This is a genomic window from Natronomonas salinimetallica, from assembly GCF_013839515.1.
In the GTDB taxonomy this organism is placed as follows: Archaea; Halobacteriota; Halobacteria; order Halobacteriales; family Haloarculaceae; genus Natronomonas.
The window spans coordinates 34,506-51,663 of sequence record NZ_JACDNQ010000013.1; the positions used below are offsets into that span (position 1 = coordinate 34,506).

The following is a 17,158-nucleotide window of genomic DNA, read 5'->3' on the forward strand; positions in this document are numbered from 1 at the left end:
GAACTCGCTGGGATCGAGACAGCGCCAGAAGATGCAGCGACTCCGCAAGTGGAACGAGCGCTTCCGGACGCGTGACTCCAAGGAACGCAACCTCAAACAGGCCCTCGGCGAAATCGATCGAATGGCCTCCGCGCTCGGCCTCCCCGAAAACGTCCGCGAAACCGCAAGCGTCATCTACCGACGCGCGCTCGACGAAAACCTCCTCCCCGGCCGCTCCATCGAGGGCGTCGCTACCGCTGCGCTGTACGCCGCCGCGAAGCAGGCCGGCACGCCGCGTAGCCTCGACGAGGTCGCGGGGGTCTCCCGCGTCGAAAAAAGCGAGATCGCCCGCACGTACCGCTACGTCGCCCGCGAACTCGGCCTCGAAATCGCACCCGCCGACCCGAAGAGCTACGTCCCGCGCTTTGCGAGCGGCCTCGACCTCTCCGAGGAGGCCGAACGGCGCGCCCGGACGCTGCTCGACGGGGCGCGCGACGCCGGGGTCCACTCGGGGAAATCGCCGGTCGGCCTCGCCGCCGCCGCCGTCTACGCCGCCTCCCTTCTCACCAACGAGAAGGTCACACAGAAGGCTGTCTCGGAGGTCGCGGACATCTCCGAGGTCACCATCCGCAACCGCTATCACGAACTGCTCGAGGTCGAACAGGAAGCGGGTCGCTGACGCCGCGGCCGGGGACCCGCCCACGGGGAGGGCGTCCCGAGGCGAGAGGACGGTCCGGGCCGCCGGACGGCGGATCGCGGAACGAAACGACAGGCCACGGAAACGAAACGACAGGCCACGGAAACGAAACGACAGGCCACGGAAACGAAACGACAGGCCACGGAAACGAAACGACAGGCCACAGGAATTAACCCACAGGGCGTGTAGGAACGACTGAGACATGACACACATCCTACTCGCCGTCGACGACAACGAGACCCGTGCCAAACTCGCCGCGGAGAACGTCGCGACCCTCGATTGGGGCGACGACGTGACCGTCACCGTCCTCCACGTCTTCACCGAGAACGTCGAGGGCGCGAACGTGAGCCAGATCGGTTCCGCCCGCGAGGCACACGACATCCTCGAAGAGTCGGGGATCGAGACGGTGTTCGCCGAGACGAGCGGTTCGCCGGCCGAGCAGATCGTTTCCTACGGCGAGGACAAAGACGCCGACGTCATCTGTCTCGCCGGTCGCAGCCGGACCCCGGCCGGGAAGGCCGTCTTCGGCAGCGTCTCACAGTCGGTCATGCTGGACAGCGACATCCCGGTTCTGTTCTGTCCCACGGAAGGAGCCTGAGACGCGAAGCCTCGACACCGCCAGCGACTCGACAGGACGAACGGCTCGACTCCATCGGAGCGAGTGGAAGGGACGGAGTCGTCCGTCGTCGCCCACGGCGGCCGTCCGTCGTCGCCCACGGCGGCCATCCGTAGCGAGCGTCGCCGCTCACTCCGATCGCATCGATTCGACGTACTGCCCGAGGTGGTCGTCCATGCGCTTTTTGAACCCGGCCTGTCGCGCCAGACGATCGAATTCCCGCGCGAGGAGGCTGCCGTACTGGACGGCTTTTTTTTCGCGCGATCGGATCGCCGTCGGCAGGAAGTCGGCCGCACGCCGGAGTGCGACCTTCCGTTCGCCGCCGCAGACGAGACACCGATCCGGCAGCCGGAGTGCGGCCTCGATCACGCGATCGGAGAGCAGCGGAACGACGGGGTCGACCCCGGCGGCCCGCAGGGCCAACACGTCGCGCTCGAGCTGTCGCGGGAGCGTCCGGACGGTCTCGCGGGCCGCACCCCGGACCGTATCGGCCTCGACGCGGTGGTCGTCGGGGGCCTTTGCGATCTTCGCGTAGCCGCCGAACAGTTCGTCGGCACCCTGCCCGAGCGCGAGGCGGTCGTGGCCGTCGGCGGCGACGGCTTCCGCGACGAGATACAGCGGGAGCGCGATCTGGAGATCCATCGGGTTCGTCCGCCCCGTCGCCTCGACGAGGGCGGGGATTCCACGCTCGATGTCGGCGTGGCTGAACTCGACGACCCGAAGCTCACGGCCGAGCGCCGCCGCGGCCGAGCGCGCGGCCTCGACGTCGTGGCTGCCCTCGAAACCACCGACGTACAGCGGCCCGTCGAGCCGCGCCGCGAGAATCGAGGAGTCGAGGCCGCCGGAGAAGCCGATCGGCGGCTCACCCTCGACGGCGTCGACCGAATCCACGACCGCCTCCCGGACGGCCGCGACAGCACGTTCGCCGTCGGCGACGGGGGCTGGATCGGGCAGCGTCCACAGTTTCGTCTCGCCCGAGCCGCCGCGGGCGTGGCCCGCCGGAACCGGCGTCGGATCGGAGAGGTCCGTCGGGTCGAAGCTCCACTCCGTCGGATCGTCGGCCTCCGAAAACAGCGGATACCGCCCCAGGACGTCCCGGACGAGTCGGCCGTCGATCTCGCCCGCGAACCCGTCGGTACCCGAAAGCGCCTCCCCGCGTTCGATGGCCGCTCGGACCGCTTGGGGGGTCGCGCCGTCGATCGGGTCGGGGCCGCCGTTGCTCACCATGGGAGCATCGACGCCAGCCGGCGTTTGACCCCGCCGCCGAACTGCTGAACGCTTATAAACCACGGCGTCCGCTTGCCGACGACGCTCGTCCGTCCGTCGACGACGGCGTCGAGGATCCCTTCCGCGCTCCGGTGGTAGGCGTCGACCTCGGTGATCGCCTGCCCGACCATCTCGGCGATGTGGGCGTCGCTGCCGGCGGTCATCGGGAGGTCGTGGTCCCCAGCGAACCGCTCGGCCTGTCGGTTGGCCCGCCCGGTGAACAGCCGGGAGTTGTACACCTCGATGGCGTCGGCCGCGACGAGTTGCCCGCGGCTGATGTGGGCGGCGACGCCGTGTCGCGAGGACTGAAACGGGTGCGGGATCACGGCGACCCCGCCCAGCGAGGCGATTCGATCGAGCGTCTCGTCGTAGCTCAGCCCCGCCGGTACGAGTTCCTCGATACCGAGGGCCAACACGTGGCCGGCGGCGCTCGAGACCTCCATACCGGGGATGCCGACGAGACCGTACTCCTCGGCCAGCGCCGCCGCCTCCAGGGAGGCGTCGATCTCGTCGTGGTCGGTGACGGCGAGGGCGTCGAGGCCGACGGCCTCGGCCTGCTCTAGGAGCAACTCGATCTGGTCGCGCCCGTCGTAGGACAGTTCCGAATGTGCGTGGAGCTCGACCGACAACACGTCATGCTCTTCGATAGCTGCGATAAAAAGTCCGCCGGTCCGAGCGCCCGCGGCCACGCCGGCCGGTGCCGGCGGCGTTGCCCGCGGGTATCCACGAACATGCATATGAAAAGCGATTTATTTCGGCGAAAGAAGCATACGGATGAATGAGTCTCCCCCCGTCGGACCGCGAACTCGTCACCGAAGCGCTGGGGCGCGATCCAACACCCACGGAGAGCGTGCTGTTCGAGAACCTCTGGAGTGAACACTGTGCGTACCGCTCCTCGCGGCCGCTGCTTTCGGCCTTCGAAAGCGAGGGTGAGCGCGTCGTCGTCGGCCCCGGTGACGACGCCGCCGTGCTCGCGTTGCCCGACCCCGAGACGGGCGAAAACAGCGACACCTACGTCACGATGGGGATCGAGAGCCACAACCACCCATCCTACGTCGACCCCTTCGACGGCGCGGCGACCGGCGTCGGCGGAATCGTCCGCGACACCCTCTCGATGGGCGCGTACCCGATCGCGCTCGCCGACAGCCTCTATTTCGGCGGGTTCGACCGCGAACACTCGAAGTACCTCCTCGAGGGCGTCGTCGAGGGCATCTCCCACTACGGCAACTGTATCGGCGTTCCGACGGTAACCGGCAGCGCGTCCTTCCACGACGGCTACGAGGGCAACCCACTGGTCAACGTCGCCTGTATCGGCGTGACAAACGGGGATCGGCTGGTGACCGCCGAGGCCAAATCGCCGGGCAACAAACTCGTCCTCGTCGGCAACGCGACCGGGCGCGACGGTCTCGGCGGTGCCTCCTTCGCTAGCGAGGACCTGAGCGAGGACGCGGAGACCGAGGACCGGCCCGCGGTACAGGTCGGCGATCCCTACGCCGAAAAGCGGCTCATCGAAGCCAACGAGGAACTGGTCGACGCCGGCTTGCTCCGTGCGTCCCGCGATTTGGGGGCGGCCGGCCTCGGCGGAGCCTCCTCGGAACTCGTCGCGAAGGGCGGCCTCGGTGCCCACATCGAACTCGACCGGGTCCACCAGCGCGAGCCGAACATGAACGCGATGGAGATCCTGCTCGCCGAGTCCCAAGAACGGATGTGTTATGAGGTCCGTCCGGACGACGTCGAGGCCGTCGAGGCCACCGCCGAAAAGTACGACCTCGGCTGCTCGGTCATCGGCGAGGTGGCCGATGGAAACTACGTCTGTACGATGGACGGCGACACCGTCGTCGACGTCGACGCCGAGTACCTCGCCGACGGTGCCCCGATGAACGACCTCGAGCACGCCGAGCCGCCGGCCCCGGAGCGCGACCGGCCCGACCCGGCGCTCGACGAGGCCTTCGAGGCGGTCGTCGGGTCGCCGAACACGGCCTCCAAGGCGTGGATATACCGGCAGTACGACCACGAGGTCGGCACCCGGACGGCGCAGAAACCGGGCGACGACGCGGCGTTGCTCGCCATCCGAAGGGACGGGATCGGACTCGCCTTTAGCTCCGGGGCCGACCCGAACTGGACGGAGGCGGCCCCGTACGAGGGCGCGCGTGCGGTCGCCCTCGAGAACGCGGTCAACCTCGCCACGACGGGGGCGACACCGCTTGCCGCGGTGGACTGTCTCAACGGCGGCAACCCCGAAAAGCCGGAGGTCTACGGCGGCTTCCGGGCGATCGTGGACGGGCTGGCGGACATGTGCGCCGATCTCGGCGTCCCCGTGGTCGGCGGCAACGTCTCGCTGTACAACGACTCGGTCGCGGGGCCGATCCCGCCGACGCCGACGCTCGCGATGGCGGGGACGAACCCCGGCTACGACGCGCCCGGAAGCGCCCTCGACGGTGGGGGCGAAAGCGAGTTGCTGGTCGTCGCGGCCGGCGAGGACCGCGCTCTCGGCGGATCGGAACTGCTCTCGCAGTTCGGCGGAACGGATCGCTTCCCCGCGGTTCCGGAGGCGGCCCCCGAACTCGTCGCGACCGTCGCGGACGTCGCCGACCTCGAGAGCACGCTCGCGGTTCACGACGTGAGCCACGGCGGGGTGGCAGTCACCCTCGCGGAGATGGTCGGCGACGTCGGGGCCGAGGTGAGCCTTCCGGGCGACGTCGGGGCCGAGGTGAGCCTTCCGGGCGACTCCGCGCTCGAGGCGCTCTTTTCGGAGGCGGCCGGCCGGGTCGTCGTCGAGACGGCCGACCCCGACGCGGTCCGCGAACAGGCTCCGGACGGCGTCTCGGTTGAGGCGATCGGCGAGACGACGGACGACGGCCGCCTCGATCTCACCGTCGGCGAGGAGACGCTCACCTACACCGCCGACCGGATCGCGACGCTGCGCGACGTCATCGCCGACGGACTGGAATAGCGTTTTTGAGGCCGTCGAGACGGTCTTTGAACCCGCTGACGGTCGGCGGTGTGGTTTCGAAGCGCCGTCCGATGGCGACGCTTACCCACCCCAGCGCGATTCCGAAGAGCACGTCGGTCGCCCAGTGGATCCCGAGATACATCGTCGAGACGACGACGCTGACGGCGAGAACGGCCGATATCGGCACCCAGATCGGGTACTCCTCGCGGGTGGTCCACGCGAGCAACGCGGCGGTCACGGCCATCGACGTGTGCAGCGACGGGAAGACGTTCGTCTCGTCGTTGACCGCGTTCGTGACGAACTGGTAGTGGGTGTACTGGGTGTACAACAGTCCCTCGGCCTGCTCGACGATGAGGTTCCGGGGGCCGTAGGCGACGAAGGCGACGTAACAGAGCACGCCGATGAGATAGTTCGCCCCGTAGGCGATCATCGTCCGACGGATCGGTTCGGGGCGCGGGAGCGAGACGTACGCGACGAGCGGGAAGACGAGCAAGAAGACGTAGCCGTAGACGTACACCAACGAGAAGTACGCCGTCAGTTCCGGGGTCGCCATCGATTGTAACCAGGCGACGACCTGTGGCGTGTCGTTCGGGTACAGCGGCCACAGCAACCGGCCGTCGACACGCCGGAGCCACCCAGTTATCCGGATCCCGACGAGCTCCGAGACCTCCGGGCCGACGTCGCGTGCGACCTTGTTCGCAACGAGGACGACCGCAAGGAGGCCGACGTACGGTACGATCGCGTCGAATCGCTCCCGGAACGTCCGGCGGGTCTCGACGAGGCGGCCGGGGCCGACGATGGTCACTGCGGCGACGGTGACGGCGACGGCGACGACGAACACTACTCGGCCGACGACGAACGCGAACGTCACGACGGGGCTCTCCTGACGAGGCGGTCCCCGTCGTACTGGTAGCCGGCCTCGCGGAACGTCTCCCGGGCGCGGTCGACGTTCAACTCGCCCTCGGTGCCGAGAAACGACAGTCTTGCCGCCCCGTCCCACTCGAGTTCGGCGGGGACCCAGCGCCCGCCGAGGGGCGTCTCGGCGGGGGTGCCGTATCCGCCGAACACGTCGTCGGTGAGGGCCGTTCGATCGAGATGTCGTGCGACCGTCCGGCGGAACCGCGGATCCGTCATCGGCGACCGCCGGCAGTTATAGCCGATATGGTAGAACTCCTCGGATCGGTCGGTCGCCAGAGAGACCTCGTCGGCCCGAACGATCCGGGGGACGACGGACGCCCCGAGTCCGTCCGCCGACGCGTCGACCTCGTCGGCGGCGAGCAGTTCGACGGCCGCGTCGTGGGAGGGGACGACGTCGAACTCGACCCGATCGAACCGCGGCGGGTCCGAGAGCCGATCGGGAATCCCGCCGGTGTCGCCGGCGTGCAGGAAGTGCTCTGGGAACTCGACGAGCGACAGCGACTCGTCGGCGGTGGCAGCCTCGAAGCGGAGGGGGCCGCTGCCAATCGCGGCCTCGTTCGGGGTGACGAGCGCCTCCGTCGTCCCGCCGACGAGGTCGATCCCGGCGATGTCGGCCGACCCCGCCCGGTCCCACCAGACGTGGGCCGGCAGTATCGGGACCGAGAGTGCCCTGTGGGCGAGTGTCCGGTTTTCGGTCGTGAACTCGATCCGTAGTTCGTCGGTCGAACGGACGTCGACGGCGTCGACGAGCGAGAGCCGGCCGCGCCGCCATGGGGTCGGCACGGGGGTGTCGAACCCGCCGATCGAGGTGTCCTTGAGGAAGCCGTACGTGAAGGCGACGTCGCGGGCGGTGAACGCTTCGCCGTCGTGCCACTTCGTCTCGCGGAGCCGGACGGTCGCGGCCGGCGATCCCTCCGGATCCCACTCGACCCGTCGGGCGAGCCACGGGATCGGGTCGGCCGGATCCCCACCAGTCCGGAGCAGCGACTCATAGAGGAGCCCCGTGAGCGCGCCCCGGTCGCGGTGTTCGGCCGCGATCGGGTTCCGATTTCGGGTGATTCGGCCGTTCCGGAGCGACAGACGGAGGGTCGATTTCCCATCGACGCGGTCGAGTCGCAGGTACGCGGTCGGGTCCGCGAGCCCGCCCTCGGGCCACGCCTCGAATTGACCGTCCCGCACCGCCCCGATTCGGTCGGGAAACCCGACGACAGTGAAGGGTTGGTGTCTGACGATCCGCCGCTGTAACTCGCCGATCACCTCGGGGCGCTCCGAGTCCGGAACCGTCCGCTGTTCGTCGAGTAGCCCGTCCGTCTCGAGGTCGCTGAACCCGAAGGGGTTCTGCCAGCCCGCCTCCTCGCCGTAGGCGGAGTACAGCATCGACCGGAGCTCGTCCGGATCGCCCCGGCTCGGGTATCTGGCGACGTACAGGTCGAAATCGTGGTTGAGAAGCGTCTCCCGGAGCAACACGTCCGGGCTCATCGGATCGACGGTCGCGGCGATCCCGGCGCGCTCGAGGTTGGCCGCAAGCCGGTTCGCGATCCGGACCGCGTAGGGGTCGTGGCTGGCCGGGACGGTCGAGATCCGAAGCGACAGCTGATCGGTCCGAGCCCGCCCGGCGAGGTTCCGCATCCCACCGAGACAGCCGCTCGCGGCCGCGATCGCACCCGTCGCGCCCGCGAGGAACGCGCGACGGTCGCCGACGCCGTCGGGAACCATCTCCCCCGATACTGGCGCGTCGACCCGTATAAACCCCTTCGTCGGAGACCGCCGGCCGGGGCGACGCGTTTCGTGGCCGCTCGCCGGTCGCCGACTGGGTAGTCGGCGTCAGAGGAGACCGAATACCGGCGCGGCGATCACGACCGCCCACGCCGCCGCCCCGACGAGAAGCGGCGGCGGCGGCCACCCCTCGGTGTCCGTGGCGTCGGCCCCGCCGACGGCGAGCAGCCCGACGGCGAGGACGACGCTCCCGCGGTGGAGCACGACGCGCAACGGCACCACCGACGTCCCCATCGCCGCGTAGTCGACGACGATCGCCCCACCGAGGCCGAGCGCGGCGAAGGCGAACGCCCAGATGGCGTCGCTGCCGCGGCCGAGCGAGTAGGCGAGCGCCGGGAGCCCGACGACGAGGACGACGTACAACGGGGCGGCGACGATCTTCGGCGAGACGGCCGGAAACAGGGATTCGCCGGCGATTCCGAGCCACCGGACGGCCGTGTAGGCCGCGAACAGCCCCGCCCCCAGTGTCACCTCGCGGCACCGATGCCGGAGGCACCGCCCCGCCGTCCGCGACGCCCGACGGGATCGGCCGAGGAGGCCGACGACGAGGAGCGAACCGACCCCGCCGACGAGGTGGATGCCGCTGGCCCACCCGTCGCCGTCGGCGGTATCGTTCCCGAACGGCACCCGGACTACGCGCCCGGTGTCAGATCGAGCCACGAACTCGCCCTCGAGGTCCCGCTGTGGCTCGCTGATCCCGGTGACCGTGTGTCTGAGGCGGAACCAATCCCAGTGTTCGGCGTGGATCTGGACGGCCGTCCACCCCCCGGCCGGATCCTCGTAGGCTCGGATGTGGGTCCGGTGGCCCAGGTACGTCCCGTCGTGGAGCTCGTAGGACGCCTCCATCCAGACGCCCGCCCCGTCGACCTCGACGTACGTGTATCGCGTCGCCCCCGTCGCGTTCGTCCAGGAGACGAGGTCCGTCACCGACGCCGCGTCGGGGTCGACGTCGATCCGTTCGTGTGAGATCGTCCCGCTGTCGGCCTCCGCGTCCCCGGGACCGTCCGCGGCGTCCAGCCCGGAGCGACCGGTCAGCGCCGCGCGGCCCCGGTCGGGATCGCCGTAGAGCACCACGTTGATCCCGAGCGTCCGGCTCCGGTACTCGCGGGCGCGGGCCGTGTAGGGCCAAAGCTTCGTTCCGCCCTCGGACGGTTCGACGAGGTGGGGGGCCTCGGGCGATTCGGGCTGGACGCCCCGAAGCGGCCACTCGGCGAGGACGACCGCGCCACCGAGCGAGGCGACGAGCACGAGCGCGACCGCGATCCATGCGGCGTCGCCCTCGAAGCCGGAAGCGCCGTCCGATCGGGTCATTGTTCCGATGTGTGTTCCGTGGGTGATATATTTGCGGTCGGTCGCGGCCGGTAGTGTTCAGATAAGCTGATTCCATGCGAAGGCGAACGATCGAAGCCACTCGTCGGCGGTGTCTGCTTCGGCGTCGCTGAAACAGTTTGAGAAGCTGGTAGTTCGCTGTTTCACCTCGCGAAAGACACGTTCGGCACTGTTCCGATTTCCATGTTTTTCGTATCTGAAATCGAGGCCATGTCGGTGACAGGCGTCTTTCAGCGGTGCAGCGCCATCGATGAGAAACACGGCGGTTTCAACGTCATGTTTCTCGCGGAGTTCGACAAAGAGCGCGTGGGCGAGAACGTTTTTATCTGAACACTACCCCGTTCGGGGACGGAGGTCGGATCGATCCGACGGGACGTCCGGGCGAATGGGCAACCGATATAACGGTTCTGGCGGTAGCGATCCCATATGGGCCTCGAGATCGGCCGTCGGCTCGTCCACGCCTCGGGAGCCGTCGTTCCGGGCGCGTACCTCCTCGACACGCGGATCCTCGAGACCGGACTCCTCACGTGGTCTGCGGTCCAGGCGCTCGCAGTCGTCGGCCTCCTCGTGATCTTCGGGCTCGAGGCGGCCCGACTGTACGGCGGGTTCGACCACCCGATCTACGAGCGGCTGGCCCGCGAGTACGAACAGGACACCGTCGCCGGCTACGCGATGTACGCACTGGGGGCGACGGTCACCGTCTTCGTCTTCGAACCGACGCTCGCCGTTCCGGCGCTTTTCATGTTGACGCTCGGCGATCCGGTCAGCGGAATGCTTTCCGGCGGCACGCTCCGCCGGATCGCTCGGTTGCGCGTTCTCGTCGGGATGTTCTCGGTCTGTCTGCTGTTGGCGTCCCCGTTCGTCCCGTTGTACGTGGCGGTCGCCGGCGCGCTCGGTGCGACCGTCGCCGACGGCGTCAAGCCGATGATAAACGGCTACGTCGTCGACGATAACCTCACTATCCCCCTGTTCGCGGGGGGCGCGATGTGGGTGGCGTTGGTGCTCGGGTGATCCGGGAGTGGTGATCGACGGGACGACGGCCGGGGGAAAACGGCGGCTGGGAAGCGTACGGATATCCGCGAATTTTTATAAAAGGACCGCCAGCGGGACGCCGAAGGTGACAGACAGGCCGAGCAACGCGATGAGTGCCCCGACGACCACGTCCCGCCCGGTGTAGTCGCTTTGGGGCGCGGTCGAGCGCGCCGACGTCGGTTCGTGTGGGTGGTGGTCGTGGTCCTCGTGGTCCGTCTCCTCGGTCATACCCCCACTCCGGACGCCCGCCACTTTGAGCTACCGCTTCGATCCGGTGGCCAGGGCGATCCATACTGTCGGACGTACCGACCTGAATCGCGGGCCAGTCTATACGCACGTTCGACCGGCGGTTTGGACATGTACCGAGTCGGATGTTCACGAACGGACGTCCGGCAGTATCAAGCGGAACACTGGACGCGATAGCCTCCGGGTGGGGGACGCCGCGGGGGAAAACCACGGGGGGAGGCCACGCCGCCGTCGGCTATCGCCGATCCTGTGGGCCCCTGAGCGCTCATCCGCTCCGGGCGGCCGACTGACGGGGGCTTTCTCACATCGATTGTCCGCCGTGTCGGACGCGTCGCGTTCGGGGATCGGTACGGCCGAAACCACCATGGAGGCCCCCCGCGCCGTCGTCGGGCGATACCCGGCTGTCCGAGGGACGTAGTCGCTCCCCGTTCACGGCACAGAGGACGTCATTCGTAATAGCTCAGCCGTTCGACGACCTCGCCGAAGGCCACGGTCTCCGCGACGTCGGTGATTTCGACGACCACCCGCTCGCCTTTGTCCGTATCGGGGACGATAACGACGAATCCGCGCTCGACGCGAGTGATGCCGTCGCCCTGTTCGCCGATGTCCTCGATCTCGACGCGCCGCTGGTCGCCCTCCTCTACGGGGGGCGCGGGCGTGTCGTACTCCTCGTCCGGTTCCGGGCGTGGTTCCGTCTCGGACGACTCGGATCCGTTCTCCGGGGACGACGGCGACGGGAGGATGGCCACGCGATAGGTGTCGTTCGCTCGTAGCCCTCCGAGTTGTACCTCCTGTTCGGGGACGTCGATGACGTAGGAGCCGTCGGCGCGCTCGATCTCGGCAGTAAACAGACATTTAAGGCGATCTGAGATCTCCATGTAGTGGCCTCGTATCCGAGGAATGGCGTTCGGGATACTTGATACTGCCGGCTATAATCAACCGTCCGAACCTCCGCTGTCTCGGGACAGCCGCGGATCAATCGCATCCGTGGCGGCCGCGGTCGAACCGACGGTCGAAGCGTACGAAACGCCCCCCGGTCACCATACGAACCGGAACAACACGGAGAACGTGACGTACGCACCGACGGTCGAGAGGAGCGGAACGACGTTCTGCATGACGATCACCCGCCCCGTCGTCGCGGGATCGAACAGATCGCCCGCGCTCGGGATGTCCTCGGGTTCTTCCTCACCGATCGCCGGTGCCTCCTCGCCGGGGGTTTCGGCCGTCAACGCGCCGATCGAGACGTTCGTCTCCTTTTCGCCCCGGACGACGTCGGGGAGGGTCGTCGTCCGGGTCGCCCGTCCCCAGCCGAGGCCGATGATCGAAGTCGTCGCGATGATCACGAACGACGCCGGAATGCCGATCGCGGAGAGGCCGATCACGATCGCCGAGGAGATGACCGCGACGACGATAGCCGCCGTCAGCGGCAGTTCGGTGATGTCGTTGCCGAGCGTATCGAGCGTGCGGCGGGCGATGGTAAACGCACCGACCGCGACGGCCCCACAGCCGAGCAGGATCATCAGATCGATGTCGACGCCGGCCCCGACGAGCGGCGCGATCGCGTTCGCGATGTTCGACGTCCCGGAGGAGAAGGCCATCAGACAGCCGATCGAGACGACGACGATGGCCCCGACGAGCTCGCGCCGGGTGGTGTTGGGGCCCGTGACGGGTCGGGGAACGACGCCGGTCCGGTCGATCTCGACCAGCGGCCCCGGCGTGGAGGTGATCGCCACCCACTCGTTGATTCGGGTATAAAAATACCGGCCGACCATCCCCGAAACCCAAAAGCCGACGATCGGGGCAACGATCCACCAGACGGCGATCTCGCCCATCACGACCCAATTCAGCGCGTCCGTCGCGACGCCGAGGCCCGCGATAGCGCCGACGGCGGTCATCGACGTCGAGGCGGGCACCCCGTAGTAGTTGCCGATGAACAGCGCCCCGCCGATGAAAAACAACACGACGATGCTGGAGTGGATCGTGAACACGCCGGGATCGGTGACGAGTTCGTTTCCCAGCGTGTCGACGACCTGCCGGCCGATCGTCCACCCACCGATCAAAAAGAAGACCGCCATTAGCCCCGCGGCTCCGGTCTTCGAGATCGCGTCCGCACCGACCGCCGGGCCGAACGCCGGCCCTGTTGTCGCCCCGCCGATATTGAATCCGACGAAGAGGGCGACGCCGACACCGACGGAGAGCAAGAGGAGTTCGAACACAGTCACAGAACACGTCGAACGATATTAAACCGATTCATCTCCCCTCGCCCCCGCAAGCGCGGATGGATGGGTTTTCCCGTCCCGAGACCGACCGTTCGGGTATGTTCTCGACGGCGTCCCACGGGGAGTGTGAGTGTCGATGAATCCGAACCGCGTCGACTTTATCGTCGACCTCGCCTACGGTGTGGCCATCCTCGCCGCGATCACGCTGATCGTCGTCGCCGGCACGGGAATCGGCATCGCGTTCGGTCTGGGTGTCATCATCTCCTACGTCATCCACATCGTCTGGAAGATGTCGCGATTCGACCCCGACTGGATGACGAGGGAGGTCGCAACCCGGGTCGAAGAAACGGTGGGCGAGGAGGTCGAAAAGGCCGTCGGCGATACCGTCGGCAAGGAGGTCGAAAAGACCGTCGGCGATTCGGTCAGTAAAGAAGTCGAAAAGGCCGTCGGCGATACCGTCGGCAAGGAGGTCGAAAAGACCGTCGGCGATACGGTCAGCAAGGAGGTCGAAAAGACCGTCGGCGATACGGTCAGCAAGGAGGTCGAAAAGACCGTCGGCGATACGGTCAGCAAGGAGGTCGAAAAGACCGTCGGCAAGGAAGTCGAAGACGTGGCCGAGGACGTCAGCGACACCGTCAGTGAAGAGGTGAGCGGAACCGTCGAGGAGGCGGTCGGCGATACGGTCAAAGAGACGGTCGAGGAGACGGTCGGTGACAAGGTTGAAGAGACGGTCGAGGAGACGGTCGGTGACAAGGTTGAAGAGACGGTCGAGGAGACGGTCGGTGACAAGGTCGAGGAGACGGTCGGTGACAAGGTTGAAGAGACGGTCGAGGAGACGGTCGCAAAGACCGTCGGCGATAAAGTCGAGGAGACGGTCGAAGAGACGGTCGGAAACAAAGTCGAAGAAACGCTCGAAGGGAGCCTAAAAGCCGCCGGCGAAGGTGACGACACCGATGCGAACGACGCTGAGGAGAGCAATGACGCTGACGGCGATAGCGCTGGCGGTGAAGCCCCCGAGTAGCGTGCCCCTCGGTTTCGGTCGGTGACCCGCTTCGGCCGACCCCGGGGCTCTCCGTCCCCGTTCTTCGAAACAAAAGAGCGCTGCCGAAACGGCCTACAGCAAGTCCTCGATGTGGTCTGCGACCTCGTTGGGCGTGTCGCCGACCGGGACGCCCGCGTCGTTCAGAGCACTGATTTTCGACTCGGCGGTGCCGGTCCCGGAACCGGAGACGATGGCACCGGCGTGGCCCATCCGCTTGCCCGGCGGGGCGGTTCGCCCGGCGATGAAGGCGGCGACGGGGGTGTCCATGTACTCGCCGATGAACGCCGCGGCCTCCTCTTCGTCCTCGCCGCCGATCTCGCCGCACATCGCGACGGCCTCCGTGTCGGGGTCGTTCTCGAAGAGTTCGAGGGCGTCGACGAAGTCGGTCCCGATGATGGGGTCACCGCCGATCCCGACCGCCGAGGTCTGGCCGATTCCGCGCTGGGTGAGGTTGTCGACGACCTGGTAGGTGAGCGTCCCGGAGCGCGAAACCAGCCCGACGTTGCCCTCCGCGAAGATGTTGCCGGGGAGGATCCCGAGTTTCGCCTCGCCGGGAGTGATGAGGCCGGGGCAGTTCGGCCCGATCAGGTGGGTGTCGGTCTCCCCGAGTTTCCGGTAGACCTTCCCCATGTCCTGTTGGGGGACGCCCTCGGTGATCGCGACGACGAGGTCGACGGGCGAGTCGAGCGCCTCGAAGAGCGCGTCGGCGGCGAACGCCGGCGGGACGAAGACGACCGAAGCGTTCGCGTCCTCCTCGCGGGCGGCCTCGTGGACGGTGTCGTAGACGGGGATGCCGTCGACGTCTTGGCCGCCGCGTCCGGGCACCGCGCCCGCGACGACGTTGGTCCCGTACTCGATCATCTGGCCGGTGTGGAACTTCCCCTCACCGCCCGTGATCCCCTGTACCACGACGCGCGTGTCGTTGTCGACTAGGATGCTCATTGTTCTTCCTCCGCGTCGGCGTATTCGACCGCACGCTGGACGGCGTCCTCCAGCGTCTCCTCGACCGTTACGAGGTCCGTGTTCAGGATCTCCATGCCCTCCTCGGCGTTGGTCCCGGCGAGTCTGACGACGACTTTCTTCGGGATTTCGTCGAACTGCTCTAGGGCCTCGTTGATGCCCATCGCGACCTCGTCACCACGGGTGATCCCCCCGAAGATGTTGAACACGACCGAGTCGACGTTCTCGTCGGAGAACACCATATCGAGGGCGTTCGTCACCCGCTCGGCCTTCGCGCCGCCGCCGATATCGAGGAAGTTGGCGGGTTCGCCGCCGTAGTAATCGACCAGATCCAGCGTCGTCATGACGAGGCCGGCACCGTTGCCGATGATGCCCGTGTTGCCCGACAGACGGACGTAATCGAAGCCGTACTCGTTGGCCTTGGCCTCGAGGTCGTCGCCCGCGGCCTCCTCCTCCATCTCGGCGAGGTCGGGGTGACGGAACAGCGCGTCCTCGTCGATGTTCATGACCGCGTCCGCGGCGATGACCTCGTCGTCGGCCGTGACCATGAGGGGGTTGACTTCGATCTCCGTGGCGTCCTTGTCGTCCCAGAGTTCGTATAGCTGGGTGAGAATCGAGGCGGCGTCGATCGCGACTTCGCGGTCGATGCCGGCCTCGAATGCCGCCTTCCGTGCCTGGTAGGGGTGCATGCCGAACGCCGGGTCGATGTGCTCGCGGACGATGGCGTCTGGCTCCTCTTCTGCGACCTCCTCGATGTTGACGCCGCCACGGGTCGACACCATCGCGACGGGCCTGCCCTCGGCGCGGTCCATCGTGACGCCGACGTAGAGCTCGTCGGTAAAGTCGACGGCCGCCTCGACGAGCACGCGGTCGACGTGGAGCCCTTTGAGGTCCATCCCAAGGATGTCGTCGGCCGCCTCGCGGGCCTCCTCGGCGTCGTCGACGAGTTCGATTCCGCCGGCTTTGCCGCGTCCACCGACCTGTACCTGCGCTTTGATCGCGACGGGGTACCCGATGTCGTCGGCCGCCGTGACGGCGTCGTCGACGGTCGAGGCAAGCGTCGAGTCCGGAACGGGGATCCCGGCGTCGGCGAACACGCCCTTCGCTTGGTATTCGTGAAGTTTCATCGCTGGTTCGGCCGAAATGTCGAACGACCTGGAGTTAGTAGTACCGAAACGGATCGGCGCGTCACCCGAAACGGATCGGCGCGTCACCCGAAACGGATCGGTCTCTACGACGCCTCCTCGGCGAGGACGTCCGGCCGGTCGGCGATCACACCGTCGACGCCGATATCAGCGAGTCGTTCCGTCTCGGTGGCCGAATCGATCGTCCAGGCCGTGACGCTCATGCCGGCGCGGTGTGCCCCGGCGACGATCCGATCCGTACACCCCTCCGCCGGGGGGTGAAAGAACTCACAGTCGAGGTCGATCGCGGCGTCGACGCCGTCCGTCCCCGCGTCGTACGTCAGGTACGCCCGTGGGACCGTCGGGTCGATGTCCCGGCAGTCCGCGAGGACGTCCCGGTGGAACGACGAGACGATCGCCTGGGGATGCTCCGAGGAGAGACAGCCGAGCGCGTCGGCTTCCGTCCCGGGCTCTTTGAGTTCGACGTTGACGCCGACGTGGTCCGGGACCGCCCGCAGGGCTTCGGCGAGCATCGGAACTCCCTCCCCGCTTTCGAGGACATCGAGCGCGCCGAGGTCGGCCCGGGTGTGGTCGGCGACGGCCCCGTGCCCGTCGGTGACTCGATCGACCGTTTCGTCGTGAATGACGACGAGTTCGCCGCTCGCACACCGGCGGACGTCGATCTCGATCCCGTCGGCGACCGCGGCGGCGGCCTCGATCGCGCGGATCGTGTTTTCCGGATACACCGAGCGAAAGCCCCGATGGGCGATGAGACGCATGCGGGACCGTTTTTTATGTATAAGTAAGTGCGTGTCGACTTCCGACCGGGCGCGGATCGGCTCACGGCCGAGTACCGGGAACGCGAACGGGCCATCCGACAGCTGAGCACGCCCGAAACACGTTGTGAGTACATCTACGCCGGATTGGCCGGCCGTGTTGGGTCCGCTCCGCGGGCCGCCACGATAGCGGAACGCCTTTTTCGTTGCTGGTCGTTTCCCGAC

The 17,158-nt window shown here is 67.6% G+C and carries 16 protein-coding genes and 1 pseudogene; 5 read left to right on the forward strand and 12 right to left on the reverse strand.

Features of this window, described 5'->3' with window-relative positions; all coding sequences use genetic code 11:
* Both HZR14_RS14230 and HZR14_RS10815 read left to right on the forward strand, forming a co-directional pair.
* Positions 1–658 (forward strand): transcription initiation factor IIB (locus HZR14_RS14230; RefSeq protein WP_220132540.1); only part of this gene is annotated, 658 nt, incomplete at its 5' end.
* 220 nt (positions 659–878) lie between these two features.
* The gene (locus HZR14_RS10815; RefSeq protein WP_181692880.1) at positions 879–1,274 is read left to right on the forward strand and encodes a universal stress protein; all 396 of its coding nucleotides are present in this window, start codon (positions 879–881) and stop codon (positions 1,272–1,274) included.
* Positions 1,275–1,421: 147 nt separating this feature from the next.
* On the opposite strand, the gene HZR14_RS10820 is transcribed toward HZR14_RS10815, so the two are convergent.
* Both HZR14_RS10820 and HZR14_RS10825 read right to left on the reverse strand, forming a co-directional pair.
* Entirely contained in the window at positions 1,422–2,492 is a 1,071-nt protein-coding gene (locus HZR14_RS10820; RefSeq protein WP_370464978.1) for an asparagine synthase C-terminal domain-containing protein, read from the reverse strand.
* Positions 2,493–2,512: 20 nt separating this feature from the next.
* On the reverse strand, positions 2,513–3,190 hold the full coding sequence (locus HZR14_RS10825) for a PHP domain-containing protein (RefSeq protein ID WP_181692935.1): 678 nt from the start codon (positions 3,188–3,190) through the stop codon (positions 2,513–2,515).
* Between the two features lie 146 nt (positions 3,191–3,336).
* On the opposite strand from HZR14_RS10825, the gene purL reads away from it, so the two are divergent.
* A complete protein-coding gene (gene purL, locus HZR14_RS10830) occupies positions 3,337–5,511 on the forward strand; it encodes a phosphoribosylformylglycinamidine synthase subunit PurL (protein ID WP_181692882.1) in 2,175 nt (724 codons plus the stop codon).
* Here the strand turns inward: purL and HZR14_RS10835 are convergent.
* From HZR14_RS10835 to HZR14_RS10850, 4 genes and pseudogenes are all read right to left on the reverse strand, one after another.
* Complete coding sequence (locus tag HZR14_RS10835) at positions 5,489–6,382, reverse strand: phosphatase PAP2 family protein (protein ID WP_181692883.1); 894 nt, start codon at positions 6,380–6,382, stop codon at positions 5,489–5,491. The genes purL and HZR14_RS10835 overlap by 23 nt on opposite strands.
* Complete coding sequence (locus HZR14_RS10840; RefSeq protein WP_181692884.1) at positions 6,379–8,145, reverse strand: ABC transporter substrate-binding protein; 1,767 nt, start codon at positions 8,143–8,145, stop codon at positions 6,379–6,381. Before HZR14_RS10840 ends, HZR14_RS10835 begins: the two co-directional genes overlap by 4 nt.
* 108 nt (positions 8,146–8,253) lie before the next feature.
* The gene (locus tag HZR14_RS10845; RefSeq protein WP_181692885.1) at positions 8,254–9,516 is read right to left on the reverse strand and encodes a hypothetical protein; all 1,263 of its coding nucleotides are present in this window, start codon (positions 9,514–9,516) and stop codon (positions 8,254–8,256) included.
* A 57-nt stretch (positions 9,517–9,573) separates the two neighbouring features.
* Positions 9,574–9,852 (reverse strand): annotated as a pseudogene (locus HZR14_RS10850) (IS6 family transposase); the annotation flags it as partial.
* Positions 9,853–9,960: 108 nt separating this feature from the next.
* Here HZR14_RS10850 and HZR14_RS10855 point away from each other — a divergent pair.
* On the forward strand, positions 9,961–10,545 hold the full coding sequence (locus tag HZR14_RS10855) for a diacylglycerol/polyprenol kinase family protein (RefSeq protein ID WP_181692886.1): 585 nt from the start codon (positions 9,961–9,963) through the stop codon (positions 10,543–10,545).
* Between the two features lie 75 nt (positions 10,546–10,620).
* Here the strand turns inward: HZR14_RS10855 and HZR14_RS10860 are convergent, their stop codons facing one another.
* The 3 genes from HZR14_RS10860 to HZR14_RS10870 form a co-directional block, all read right to left on the reverse strand.
* Complete coding sequence (locus HZR14_RS10860; RefSeq protein WP_181692887.1) at positions 10,621–10,794, reverse strand: DUF7550 family protein; 174 nt, start codon at positions 10,792–10,794, stop codon at positions 10,621–10,623.
* A gap of 464 nt (positions 10,795–11,258) precedes the next feature.
* On the reverse strand, positions 11,259–11,690 hold the full coding sequence (locus tag HZR14_RS10865) for a TRAM domain-containing protein (RefSeq protein ID WP_181692888.1): 432 nt from the start codon (positions 11,688–11,690) through the stop codon (positions 11,259–11,261).
* 159 nt (positions 11,691–11,849) lie between these two features.
* Positions 11,850–13,028 carry an inorganic phosphate transporter gene (locus HZR14_RS10870; protein ID WP_181692889.1) on the reverse strand — a complete coding sequence of 393 codons (1,179 nt, stop codon included), beginning with the start codon at positions 13,026–13,028 and terminating at the stop codon, positions 11,850–11,852.
* Between the two features lie 139 nt (positions 13,029–13,167).
* Here HZR14_RS10870 and HZR14_RS10875 point away from each other — a divergent pair, with 139 nt between their 5' ends.
* On the forward strand, positions 13,168–14,052 hold the full coding sequence (locus HZR14_RS10875) for a hypothetical protein (RefSeq protein WP_181692890.1): 885 nt from the start codon (positions 13,168–13,170) through the stop codon (positions 14,050–14,052).
* 93 nt (positions 14,053–14,145) lie between these two features.
* Here the strand turns inward: HZR14_RS10875 and sucD are convergent, their stop codons facing one another.
* The 3 genes from sucD to HZR14_RS10890 all read right to left on the reverse strand — a co-directional run bounded on the left by sucD (position 14,146) and on the right by HZR14_RS10890 (position 16,936).
* Complete coding sequence (gene sucD / locus HZR14_RS10880) at positions 14,146–15,015, reverse strand: succinate--CoA ligase subunit alpha (protein ID WP_181692891.1); 870 nt, start codon at positions 15,013–15,015, stop codon at positions 14,146–14,148.
* Positions 15,012–16,160, reverse strand: a complete 1,149-nt coding sequence (sucC, locus tag HZR14_RS10885) for an ADP-forming succinate--CoA ligase subunit beta (protein WP_181692892.1) — start codon at positions 16,158–16,160, stop codon at positions 15,012–15,014. The genes sucD and sucC overlap by 4 nt, the downstream gene beginning before the upstream one ends.
* A gap of 104 nt (positions 16,161–16,264) precedes the next feature.
* Positions 16,265–16,936, reverse strand: a complete 672-nt coding sequence (locus tag HZR14_RS10890; protein ID WP_181692893.1) for a glycerophosphodiester phosphodiesterase — start codon at positions 16,934–16,936, stop codon at positions 16,265–16,267.
* Positions 16,937–17,158: the final 222 nt, after the last annotated feature.

Bases quoted from the DNA above. Each gene is read 5' to 3' on its own strand.
- HZR14_RS10865 (WP_181692888.1), bottom strand. From the start codon at position 11,690: ATGGAGATCTCAGATCGCCTTAAATGTCTGTTTACTGCCGAGATCGAG.
- sucC (WP_181692892.1), bottom strand. From the start codon at position 16,160: ATGAAACTTCACGAATACCAAGCGAAGGGCGTGTTCGCCGACGCCGGG.
- HZR14_RS10860 (WP_181692887.1), bottom strand. From the start codon at position 10,794: ATGACCGAGGAGACGGACCACGAGGACCACGACCACCACCCACACGAA.
- HZR14_RS10815 (WP_181692880.1), top strand. From the start codon at position 879: ATGACACACATCCTACTCGCCGTCGACGACAACGAGACCCGTGCCAAA.
- HZR14_RS10845 (WP_181692885.1), bottom strand. From the start codon at position 9,516: ATGACCCGATCGGACGGCGCTTCCGGCTTCGAGGGCGACGCCGCATGG.
- HZR14_RS10855 (WP_181692886.1), top strand. From the start codon at position 9,961: ATGGGCCTCGAGATCGGCCGTCGGCTCGTCCACGCCTCGGGAGCCGTC.
- HZR14_RS10890 (WP_181692893.1), bottom strand. From the start codon at position 16,936: ATGCGTCTCATCGCCCATCGGGGCTTTCGCTCGGTGTATCCGGAAAAC.
- HZR14_RS10840 (WP_181692884.1), bottom strand. From the start codon at position 8,145: ATGGTTCCCGACGGCGTCGGCGACCGTCGCGCGTTCCTCGCGGGCGCG.
- purL (WP_181692882.1), top strand. From the start codon at position 3,337: ATGAGTCTCCCCCCGTCGGACCGCGAACTCGTCACCGAAGCGCTGGGG.
- sucD (WP_181692891.1), bottom strand. From the start codon at position 15,015: ATGAGCATCCTAGTCGACAACGACACGCGCGTCGTGGTACAGGGGATC.
- HZR14_RS10875 (WP_181692890.1), top strand. From the start codon at position 13,168: ATGAATCCGAACCGCGTCGACTTTATCGTCGACCTCGCCTACGGTGTG.